Annotated in this window: 9 protein-coding genes; 6 read left to right on the top strand and 3 right to left on the bottom strand. The window is 54.5% G+C overall.

What is annotated here, in order from left to right:
• The first annotated feature begins 357 nt into the window (after positions 1–357).
• Entirely contained in the window at positions 358–1,434 is a 1,077-nt protein-coding gene (locus PN477_RS10510; protein ID WP_417158792.1) for a D-alanine--D-alanine ligase family protein, read from the top strand.
• A 4-nt stretch (positions 1,435–1,438) separates the two neighbouring features.
• Here the strand turns inward: PN477_RS10510 and PN477_RS10515 are convergent, their stop codons facing one another.
• The gene (locus PN477_RS10515; RefSeq protein ID WP_272118640.1) at positions 1,439–2,584 is read right to left on the bottom strand and encodes a DUF58 domain-containing protein; all 1,146 of its coding nucleotides are present in this window, start codon (positions 2,582–2,584) and stop codon (positions 1,439–1,441) included.
• Between the two features lie 275 nt (positions 2,585–2,859).
• Between PN477_RS10515 and PN477_RS10520 the strand changes: the two genes are divergently transcribed.
• Positions 2,860–4,503 (top strand): FAD-dependent oxidoreductase, encoded by a 1,644-nt coding sequence (locus PN477_RS10520; RefSeq protein ID WP_272118642.1) that lies wholly within the window; start codon positions 2,860–2,862, stop codon positions 4,501–4,503.
• 58 nt (positions 4,504–4,561) lie between these two features.
• Here PN477_RS10520 and PN477_RS10525 read toward each other — a convergent pair whose 3' ends face one another.
• Positions 4,562–5,572, bottom strand: coding sequence for a hypothetical protein (locus tag PN477_RS10525; RefSeq protein ID WP_272118644.1), 1,011 nt, complete (start codon positions 5,570–5,572; stop codon positions 4,562–4,564).
• A gap of 187 nt (positions 5,573–5,759) precedes the next feature.
• Between PN477_RS10525 and PN477_RS10530 the strand changes: the two genes are divergently transcribed.
• Positions 5,760–6,059 carry a YiaA/YiaB family inner membrane protein gene (locus PN477_RS10530; protein ID WP_272118646.1) on the top strand — a complete coding sequence of 100 codons (300 nt, stop codon included), beginning with the start codon at positions 5,760–5,762 and terminating at the stop codon, positions 6,057–6,059.
• Between the two features lie 117 nt (positions 6,060–6,176).
• Here the strand turns inward: PN477_RS10530 and PN477_RS10535 are convergent, their stop codons facing one another.
• Positions 6,177–6,470, bottom strand: coding sequence for a Dabb family protein (locus PN477_RS10535; RefSeq protein ID WP_272118648.1), 294 nt, complete (start codon positions 6,468–6,470; stop codon positions 6,177–6,179).
• A gap of 203 nt (positions 6,471–6,673) precedes the next feature.
• Here PN477_RS10535 and PN477_RS10540 point away from each other — a divergent pair, with 203 nt between their 5' ends.
• The 3 genes from PN477_RS10540 to PN477_RS10550 all read left to right on the top strand — a co-directional run bounded on the left by PN477_RS10540 (position 6,674) and on the right by PN477_RS10550 (position 10,203).
• Positions 6,674–9,175, top strand: coding sequence for an nSTAND1 domain-containing NTPase (locus tag PN477_RS10540; RefSeq protein ID WP_272118650.1), 2,502 nt, complete (start codon positions 6,674–6,676; stop codon positions 9,173–9,175).
• A 62-nt stretch (positions 9,176–9,237) separates the two neighbouring features.
• The gene (uraD, locus tag PN477_RS10545; protein ID WP_272118652.1) at positions 9,238–9,756 is read left to right on the top strand and encodes a 2-oxo-4-hydroxy-4-carboxy-5-ureidoimidazoline decarboxylase; all 519 of its coding nucleotides are present in this window, start codon (positions 9,238–9,240) and stop codon (positions 9,754–9,756) included.
• 222 nt (positions 9,757–9,978) lie between these two features.
• Entirely contained in the window at positions 9,979–10,203 is a 225-nt protein-coding gene (locus PN477_RS10550; protein WP_272118654.1) for a hypothetical protein, read from the top strand.
• The last annotated feature ends 134 nt before the right edge of the window (positions 10,204–10,337 follow it).

Below are 10,337 nucleotides of genomic sequence, written 5' to 3' on the forward strand. Positions count from 1 at the left end.
ATCCTTAGCTTAGTTTCTTTTTTAACGGGGAACCTTTTTATCGGCTCTCAAACTATTCTTTTGTCTAGGTTCGGGGCGCGTTTTGTTTGCCGCGCATTTATCAATATATCTATCCTCCCTTGAACTGTCAACCCCCTTTTTTGGAGATTTTGCTTTTTGACTTCCTGGGAATCCTCAAATTCCTTGATTGGCAAGCATTTGAGCAGTTTTATCTTTTTTGAGATTGTCTCAAAAAAAGAGTTTGCATAGTTTGTTTGAACTGTTTACGTGTTGAGCGGGGGATGATGTAGAATCGCGGGGATCTTGTGGGTGATTCCACAAGGGTTTTTGTTTTATCGCAGGAGGATGATGGGTATGGTGCAGCAGTTGACTGTGGGTTTGTTGTTCGGAGGGTGTTCGGGGGAGCATGAGGTTTCGATTGTCTCGGCTCGGGCGATCGCTCAAGGATTCTCAACACCTGAAAACCAAAGTCAGTATTGTGTGATGCCCTTCTATATCCAAAAGGATGGGGTATGGCAGGGCCCGGAACTGGCTCAACAGGTTTTAGATAATGCTCTAGAGGTGACGGATATTCCGCTCTCGTCGGAGGCGAAACGATCGCGCTGGCAGTTTCCTCCCCAGGCGGCGGATGTGGATGTGTGGTTTCCAATTTTGCATGGCCCCAATGGCGAGGATGGCTCAATTCAGGGGTTGTTGCAGTTGATGCAAGTGCCCTATGTGGGGAGTGGGGTGCTGGGGTCTTGTGTGGGGATGGATAAGTTGGCGATGAAGACGGCGTTTGCAGCGGTGGGGTTGGCGCAGGTGAAGTATGTGGAGGTGATGCGATCGCAACTTTCCGGCCCTGCTGCCGATCTGAATACACTTTGTGATGAGATTGAAACCCAACTGAGCTATCCGGCGTTTGTGAAACCGGCGAATTTAGGATCTTCAGTGGGGATTGCTAAGGTGAAGACGCGCCCCGAATTGGAAGTGGCGTTGAAGGAAGCGGCTCAGTTTGACCGTCGCTTGATTGTCGAAGCTGGGGTGGTGGGCCGTGAGGTGGAATGTGCGGTATTAGGCAATGAGCACCCCAAAGCGTCGGTGGTGGGGGAAATCACCTTTGATGCTGAGTTTTACGATTATGAAACGAAGTACACCGATGGGCGGGCGACGTTAACCATCCCGGCACAATTACCGGAGGCTATTGTGCAACGAATTCAGCAAATGGCGATCCAGGCGTTTCAAGCGGTGGATGCTGCGGAACTGTCACGGGTGGATTTTTTCTATGTGGAGGCAACGGGGGAGATTTTTATTAATGAAATCAATACGATGCCTGGTTTTACGGCGTTGAGTATGTATCCGCAACTGTGGGAACGCTCTGGTATTCCGTTTCCTGATTTGGTGGATCAACTGGTTCAATTGGCGATCGCTCGCCATGGGGCGGCGGTTGCCTAGGCGCTTAGCGAAATTGAATGGGTTGGCTGAGTTGTTCGATCAGAGGGCGATCGCGCTCAATCACTAACGTCGGTGTTTGGGCGGTTTGGCTTGAGGTTGAGCCAAAGAGGAGGGTTAAACTACCGGGGGGTAAGGCGCTTGAAGCCTGCCCGGATGGCGTTAACCACAGAAGAGGCATAGTCGCGGGGCGCTCAAATTGGAGTGCCTCTTGGTATTGAACGGCTGCCAAGGTTTCAAGTACGACCCGATTGCCCTGTACCGTGCCTGTGGCGGCTGTCCAGAGGGTGACGGCAAGTTGCGCACGGCTGGTGTAGAAGTAGAGAGAGGCCGCGGCAATGACGGCTTGCTCAAAGTCATCATGAGACCAAACGGCATGGCTATCGAGGGCAATCAGTACCTCGCGGCCACTGGTGAGAATTTCGAGTTCGCGCACTTGTAGATTGCCGAGGCGGGCACTGGTGCGCCAGTGAATCAGGCGGGTGGGATCACCAAAACGATAGGGTCGGAGGGCTTTGGTGATGCCTTCGGTGGCGGCTTGGTAGCGGTGTTCTTGTTGGATGTTGAGTTGTTCGTTTTGTTGGATGGTGTCGATCAGGGGACAACGGCGCAGGGGCAGGATCTGCGGGTAAACGATGACTTGGGCGGGGAGCGATCGCCACCGCCGACACCAAAATAGGCCTAAGGGATTGCCGGTGCGGAAAAAGAGGCCCGGCCAATGGTACAGGCCGCGCTGGGTGGCTTGGGTGGTGGTGGTATAGGTGCGGGTTTGCTGGGGGGCGATCGCTTCAATGGTGACGGGTTGGGGCTGTCCCAAGGCTTTGGGGAGCAGTTCGATTAATTGCAGCAGTGCTTTCGGCTGGGCGGTGGGGTTTGTCACCTGCACATCGAGGCTGATCACGTCCCCAACGCTCACCGGCGTAATCGGTTGCCGCTGGACTTGGAGGGCTTTGAGCGATCGCATCGGTAAGACCGCCCCCAAGATCAGTAACGCGAGGATTAACCCACTAATCACATAGAGCCAACCCGCCATGGTGTTCGTGGCTGCCCCGAAAAAACAAAGACCAATCGTCAACAAAACGCCGCCCCCAAAGGCCGGAGCGGCTCCGTTGGACTCTAGCCAGTCATACCATCGCTGCAATTTTCGTTTCATGAATCCCTAGGGTGTCGCTACGGTTGGAGAGGATTGGGTGCATGGTTCGATTAATTCCCTGTTACCGAGTTTGTGCCGCCCACTGTCCCACTACACCATACAAAATTGCAGTTCCAGAATGAGCCGATCGAATCGGGCCGCCCAGGGTGAACCCGGGCAGAGCCACAGTTATTGCAACGGGGAGGTTAAAAGAGCTTGAAGGAAGCGCGATCGCCCTGGGCTATTGTCTAGGATCAAGCAGTAATCATTCAATTTGAGCACAGGAACAAGAAGCCATGACTCAGCAGCGTATTTTAATTGTTGGGGGTGTCGCTGGCGGGGCATCCTGTGCGGCGCGATCGCGTCGTTTAGACGAAGATGCCGAAATTATCATGTATGACCGCGGCCCCTATGTGTCCTTTGCCAACTGTGGTCTGCCCTATTATGTGGGGGATGTGATTGTTGATGAGTCTAAGCTTTTAGTGGCTAATGCAGACTTATTTCAAGAGCGCTTCAATATTCAAGTTTGCCTAGAGCATAATGTGTGCGGGATCGATCGCGATCGCCAAACCATCACCGTAGAAGATTTAAAAACCGGTGAAAAACGAGAAGAAGCCTACGATGCCCTCGTGCTTGCCCCAGGTGCTGCCCCCATTCGTCCCCCCTTGCCGGGGATTGATTTACCGGGAATTTTTGCCCTGCGGACGATCCCCGATAGTCGGCGGATTCGGGACTGGATTACAGCCCATCAGGTGAAAACGGCGGTGATCGTCGGGGGGGGATTTATTGGGTTGGAAATGACGGAAAACCTGATCCATCGGGATATTCAGGTGACGTTATTAGAACAACTCCCCCAAGTGATGCCGCCCCTTGACCCGGAAATGGTGGCCGCAGTGCATGATCTGTTGCGGGAACGGGGGGTGAACTTGTGTTTAGGGGATGGCGTGAGTGGGTTTGCGACGGTGGGCGATCGCATCCAAGTCAGCACCGCATCAGGGCAAAGCCATACAGCAGATCTCGTGATTTTAGCGATCGGGGTGCGGCCCGAAAATCAACTGGCGAAGGCGGCGGATCTGGCTATTGGCCAACGGGGCGGCATTCAAGTCAATGACCAAATGCAAACCAGCGATCCGCACATTTGGGCCGTGGGGGATGTGGTGGAAGTGCAGGATTTTGTCACCCAAACGCCGACCCAAATTCCCCTAGCCGGCCCGGCCAACCGTCAAGGCCGAATCGCAGCAGATGCGATCGCTGGCCGTTCGAGCACCTTTCGCGGGGTTCAGGGTACGTCCGTTTGTCGGATTTTTGACCTCACCGTTGCCAGCACCGGAGCCAGCGAAAAACTGCTGCAACGCCTTGCAACCCCCTATGAAAAAGTCTATCTCCACCCAGGGCATCATGTGGGCTATTTTCCCGGTGCAACCCCCATTGATATTAAGCTCCTATTCGCTCCCGAAACGGGCAAAATCCTAGGGGTGCAAGCCGTGGGAGAATCGGGCACGGAAAAGCGGGTTGATGTGATTGCAATGGCAATTCAAATGGGAGCGACGGTCTTCGACCTCGAAGAAGCAGAGTTATGTTACGCTCCGCAATTTGGCGCGGCCAAAGATCCCGTCAATTTTGCCGGCATGATTGCGGCAAATCATCTCCGGGGCGATGCTCCGATCACACAATGGTCGGATCAGGCATGGCGATCGCATTGTCTCGTTGATGTGCGCACGGTGTCGGAATTCGCGACGGGGGCAGTGGAAGGGGCGATCAATCTGCCCTTGAATGAGTTGCGCGATCGCTTAACGGAACTCCCCCCCGATCAGCCCATTTATGTCTACTGCCAAGTAGGACAACGAGCCTACTACGCTACTCGCGTTCTGCGCTTAAACGGCTTCGAGGCCTTCAACCTCACCGGCGGCTACAAAACCCATAGCGCAATGCAGGCATAACATCACCGACGCTACTCCTGATCCCTTCATCTCGTGGGCTATCCATGGGATGAGGGGATCACCCGTTGTTCAACTGGGCCAAAGCTTTGTCCAGGTCTAAATCCATGAAGCGATCGCAAGCAAAATACATCCACTGAATCGACGTTTGCGGATCGCGGCCAATGGATTGAAACCCCAGCACCGCCGTCAACGCCTCATAACTAGGATGAATAATCAGCGTATAAATATCGCATAAATTCGGAAAATCCACCGTCATCTGCTCCAACGTCCTTTGCACATCCTGGACAAACACCCGACGATAGGCATTTAAATAGTCCGGCGCAATCATCCAACTGCGAATAAACACCGCCACACAGCTTGCATCTCCTGGGGTCGCCATCTTAAACGGGTCTACTTCTCGAATTGCACTCAGATGTAACCCCCGATTCGGCGGGCCAAAAAAATTAGCCTCCGACTCACTCGTCACCGGATAGAGCAAGAAAAACCCCACCGGATTTTGATTATCGTCCCGCCGCAACACCCGCATCCCCACAGAATACTGCCGTGCCCAGCCCCGCAACAGCCGCGCAATCCGATGGGGTACAGCTTCGGTATTGTGGTTCATCCAGTTGTAATTTGTGGCCAACAACTGCGCCACGGGAATCGCATCACAGCGGGGATCAAAATCATCCAGGTGCAGCGGGGGTAAGATGCGGTGCTCTCCTTGGGTTTCAGCAAATAGGGCGAGGGCGAGGGGTTGAATGGTGATTTGGGTGGTGTTGCCGTCGAAGCGTTTGCCAATGAACCCCAGGGCGGCCAGTTTATCGAGCATCATTCCGGCGGAGCGATCGCTCCCCTGCTCTTTATCGCCGTAGAACAATTCCGCCGCCTGCCGATGGCTACAGGTCACCAGGCCCGCCGGTTGGGTTAATTGGGTCAGCGGAGCCGGTCTGCCCTCGTGGGCCAACGCATAGATCCACAGCCGCACCAAGCATTCCGCCCGCACCCGCGTCAGCCCCACCCGCTGAATCAAACGCTCGACCCAGTCTTGATACTGTTCAGGATTTACCCATTGGTCAAACTCGAACATGGCCGACAATCACGCCTCACGTTTTCTCTATTCTAAGCAAATTTCCTGCACTCTCCTACACTCTGCTTCACCCCCCTACACCCCGCTCTTCGGCCTTCGGGTGGCTCAGGGTTACTCATTGTTCCCTCACAATTCCCTTTGGCATAGTAAAAACAGTTCAGCAATTCATGATCCATTCGAGGTTTCTATGGCAACAACAACAAAGCATCAAACCGCACCTGTCCATACCAATGCTTGGGTCTTTCAAACCTATCTTTGTTTTTTCATTTCCATCGCGGCTACTCTCCTCGGCATTTTGTATATGCCGAATCAAGATAATTGGGTTAAAGGGTATCTATTAATGGGCATGTTATTTTCCGTGGGTTCAACGGTGAGTTTGTCGAAAACAGTGCGCGACATTGAAGAATCCAAACGGATGATCAGCCGCATTGATGAAGCGAAATTAGAACGCCTCTTAGCCAATTACGATCCCTTCAAAGATGTTTAAGTATCAATAATTCAGAGTAGATCATGAATAGATTCAGGTGACACACCATCACCAAAAAACAAGGGGCTGATTCCCTTGTTTTTTGGTTTTTACGCATCGAGAACGGTGAGGAATCGGTTAAAACTCGTAGTCTACGGCGAGGGTTTCGGCGAGGATGGGTTTGATTTTGGTGGCGATGATGTCTTGGTGGAGGGGGTGGGGTTGGTAGTCGGCGAGACCTTGACGATCGCGGAATCGCACGACTAAGCCATGGGTGAAGCCCTGCGATCGCGCCGAAAAATTTTCCCCACAGGATAACGCCACAATACTGGGAATTTTCCCCACCATGCCCCGCAATGCCGCGAGCACATCGGCGATCGCCGCTTCAGTGGCCTCCGGCTGCCATTTAAACAGAACAATATGCTCAACCATCAGTTTGGACTCGTTCAGAACAAATTTGAGTGTAGAACATGGCGGGGCAACGGGTGAACCGGATCGCGTCTCGTCGTATGGTTTTCTGCTGATCCGTCACCGTCCACGAGGGAATTTTTCTTGATGCGCGCAAACTCGCCCGGAGTGGAAAGGGAACCGATAGGATGAAGGTGAGTTGTCCATTTTCCCTTCGCGCCGATTTTATGGTGTTAGTTCTGCTCGACTGTGATGGAGATTTAAACCAGGTCGTCACGCTAACCCTCGAAATTCAGGCCGGGGGTCAGGCAACACCGACCCGCATTGTTGACCGTTTGCCCCCCAACCCGGCTTTGGCCGAATGTTATGAACAGTGGCGATCGCTTGCTCACCCCTGCGCCTCGACTCCGGAACACCTCGCCCAACGACAAGCCCTCACCGCCGCCCTAATCCAGCAGTTCAACCAATGGCTGCGATCCGAATCCCATGGCAATCTTGGCGATACCCTGCGCACTCACCTCGATCCGACGGATGACATTGTGGTGCTGGTGCAGGCGAGTGTGGGGTTACAGGGTTTGCCGTGGCAGCAGTGGGACTGGTTGGCGCAGTATCCCAAGGCTGCGATCGCGTTCCGTACCCCTGACCCTCGGGCCGAAGCACGGAAACTGAAGCCACGCGATCGTACCGCCCTCCAGCCTCTCCGCATCTTGATGGTGTTGGGCCAGCAGTCCGAACCGGAAGACCGCGATCGCCCCCTCCCCGCCATCGAATTATGTCGGTTAATTGCACCGAGCCGCGCTCAACTCCATCAACACCTCTGGGATGCTCAGGGATGGGATATTCTCTGCCTGTCGGGGGCGCACCTCAACCCAGAAAATACCGCTCAGATGCTACACCATGGCCTCAAAAAAGCGGTGAAACAGGGGCTTGTGGTGGTGCTGCTGAACATTATCGATGGCCTGGCATTCGTCCCGACCTTAGCGGCCTTGGGGTTGTACACGATTGTGATGCGTGAGCCGGTGTCGGATGCCGTGGCGCACATTGTTTTACATCAGATTTTACGGAATTTTCAACGGGGACAGCCCCTTTCGTTAGCCGTGCGTACGGCTCAAGCGCAGTTACAGGCTGTGGACTTAGACGGTTTGGAGGGGATGGGGCTGCCGATGGTGTACTACCCGGCGATGGGGGGACAACTCGCCCAGAGCTATGGGGTTTTAACCTGGGATGATCTGAATCCGACGGCGACCCTACCCTGTCCCTATCGAGGGTTGGGATCATTTACGGCGGTGGATGCGGCGGTGTTTCGGGGACGGCAAACGATGGTGGAGCGTTTGGCCTATGGGGTCTATAGTCAGCCGTTGGTGGCGTTGATCGGAGCGGCGGGGATGGGGAAATCGTCCTTGGTGTTGGCGGGGTTAGTCCCGCAGTTTGCATCGGAGGCGGCGATCGCAATTTTTCGTCCTGGCACGACCCCGCTCCACAACCTTGCTACTGCTTTAATGGAGCTGCTACCGGAACCTGATCCCCTGCTGGCATTAAAGTTGGCGACGGGGGAGGCGAATTTTTTGGCGGTGATTAAAAGTGCGTTGCAGCATCAGCAGCAACCTCGTTTGCTATTGATCGCGGATCAATTTGAAGAACTGTTTACGGGGTGCGATCGCACCACCCAAGCGGAATTTTTAGAGGTTTTTCTCTCCCCTGTCCATGCGGCTGATACCACAGCCTCACCCTGGCACACCCCTAAATTGACCGTTATTCTCACCTTGAGGGCCGATTTTCTCGAAGCGGCCCTCACCGATGCCCAGCTTGCACCGCTGCTCTGTCGCCATCAGCCAGAATTATTAATGCCCATGACCCCGAAGGCGTGCCATGCTGCGATTGTTGAGCCTGCCGAGGCGGTGGGTGTGAGTCTGGAATCGGGTTTGACGGAACGGATGATCGCAGCGGTGGAGAATGAACCCGGCCGGTTGCCGTGGTTGGAATTTGCCCTGACCCGTCTTTGGAACTACCAACGGGAGCAGGAGCCGGAAGGGTTGCGATCGCACCAACTCACCCACCACGCCTACGATGCGATCGGGGGCGTGGAGCAGGCGATCGCTCGCTATGCGGAACAGGCTTACCATCACTTAAACAGAGCCGCACAGGCGCAAACCCGCCGCCTGTTTACCCGCTTAGTCCAACCCGGCCAGGGGACAGCCCCAGTCCGTCGCTCCATCCCCCTCGACGATCTCGGCGATCGCGATCTCCTCACCTATTGGGCGGATCATCAGTTGCTTGTGGTGGAGTCGGATCGGGTGGAATTGGTGCATGAGGTGTTAATCCATGCCTGGGATCGGTTTCAATCATGGCTCCTGGAGGATCGGGGGTTTCAACTCTGGCAGGAGCGATCGCGTTCCCAGTGGCAGCAATGGCATCACGCCAGATCTGACGACGACAAGCTCTTGCAGGGTATGGCTCTCACAGAAGCAGAACAGTGGCTTGCCCAACGGGATACAGAGTTAGCCCCCAAGGCACGGGAATGGATTGTGGCGAGTGTGGCCCTGCGGCAGCGGGAAGCGCGATCGCGTCGGTGGCGGCAACTGTGGTTCACGGCGGGGTTACTCTTGGCAGTCTTGTGGGCGGGTGCAATCCGCTGGCAGCACCATCAGGAGCAAGACAAGGCCCCAACAAGGACGCATCGAACCTGTCCCGCAGCGGTGCAGCCCTTGGATCGTGAATGGTGCAGTTGAGCATCGCGGACGAAAACGATAGGCTGAACTCAATACACCGAACCCCGACAAAGGAAACACCCATGTCTACGCTCCATCACTACACGATCGCTGAATTGAACGCCCTCGACCAAGCGGCGTTTACGGCGGCGCTCGATGGCATTTTTGAAGAAACCCCCAGCATCGCCTGTCAAGCCTGGCACGCCCGACCCTTTCGCGATCGCGATCTCCTCCATGGGGCGATGGTGGATGTGGTGCGATCGCTCCCCCAATCCGAACAACTCGCCCTGATCAAAGCCCATCCCGACCTCGGCAGTCGCACCAAAATGGCCGATGCTTCCGTCCAAGAACAAACCCGCGTCGGCCTCAATCACCTCAGTCCCACAGAATATGACCAGTTCACCGCGTTAAACAATGCCTACAAAAAGCGGTTTGGCTTCCCATTTATCATCGCCGTGGGTCACCACACCAAAGAAAGCATCCTCGCTGCCTTTGAAACCCGCCTGCAAAACAGCCCAGAGCAGGAACAAGCCCAGGCATTAGCAGAAATTTTTGCGATCGCCGCCCTCCGTCTCGAAAACCGAGTCGCCGCATCACCCTAGAGCAGCGTCAATGCTAAGAATTAGGATATTTGTAGGGTGCTGTTAGCGAAGCGTAACGCACCGTCACGTTGAGCGTTGGACATTCAAGACAATCCGAATAGTAAGTCTTGACGCTGTACTAGAACCTCACCCCGTCCAAACTTGAGTGTTTCTCAGGTTGGCAGGAACAGCCCTAAACTCCGATGATGAAAGAGACCCGCTCTAACGTTGGATGGTGTGATCATGGTACTCCTCAAAATTAAAGGCTCAATTACGTTTGGTCTGGCTTTGGCTGCGATCGTTTTCTTCACGTCGGGCGATAAATTTCTCCCCCAACCCCTCAGCGGCTGGAGCTACAGCCTCCGCACTGGAACCGTCAACTGGATCAGCGGCATCTTTGACCCCAGCAACCGACTTGACCCCAACGAAGCCCGCCAAGAACAGATCGAACAACTCGAAGGCCATTGACATACTCCCCCGTTAATTGCTAAAGCAATCTAACAGGGGATTCTTAGATTCACACCTAAGAGTTTCTGCTTCACAGATTGGTAACTAGGCAAAGCCCCCGTCCCATCATCTCCACAGACATTTTCAGATACGCC

Source organism: Spirulina subsalsa CS-330, assembly GCF_028330765.1.
GTDB classification, from domain to species: domain Bacteria; phylum Cyanobacteriota; class Cyanobacteriia; order Cyanobacteriales; family Spirulinaceae; genus Spirulina; species Spirulina subsalsa_A.

Coding starts and splice junctions, on each gene's coding strand:
- PN477_RS10515 (WP_272118640.1), bottom strand. CDS start 2,584: ATGAAACGAAAATTGCAGCGATGGTATGACTGGCTAGAGTCCAACGGA.
- PN477_RS10520 (WP_272118642.1), top strand. CDS start 2,860: ATGACTCAGCAGCGTATTTTAATTGTTGGGGGTGTCGCTGGCGGGGCA.
- PN477_RS10525 (WP_272118644.1), bottom strand. CDS start 5,572: ATGTTCGAGTTTGACCAATGGGTAAATCCTGAACAGTATCAAGACTGG.
- PN477_RS10530 (WP_272118646.1), top strand. CDS start 5,760: ATGGCAACAACAACAAAGCATCAAACCGCACCTGTCCATACCAATGCT.
- PN477_RS10535 (WP_272118648.1), bottom strand. CDS start 6,470: ATGGTTGAGCATATTGTTCTGTTTAAATGGCAGCCGGAGGCCACTGAA.
- PN477_RS10540 (WP_272118650.1), top strand. CDS start 6,674: ATGGTGTTAGTTCTGCTCGACTGTGATGGAGATTTAAACCAGGTCGTC.
- uraD (WP_272118652.1), top strand. CDS start 9,238: ATGTCTACGCTCCATCACTACACGATCGCTGAATTGAACGCCCTCGAC.
- PN477_RS10550 (WP_272118654.1), top strand. CDS start 9,979: ATGGTACTCCTCAAAATTAAAGGCTCAATTACGTTTGGTCTGGCTTTG.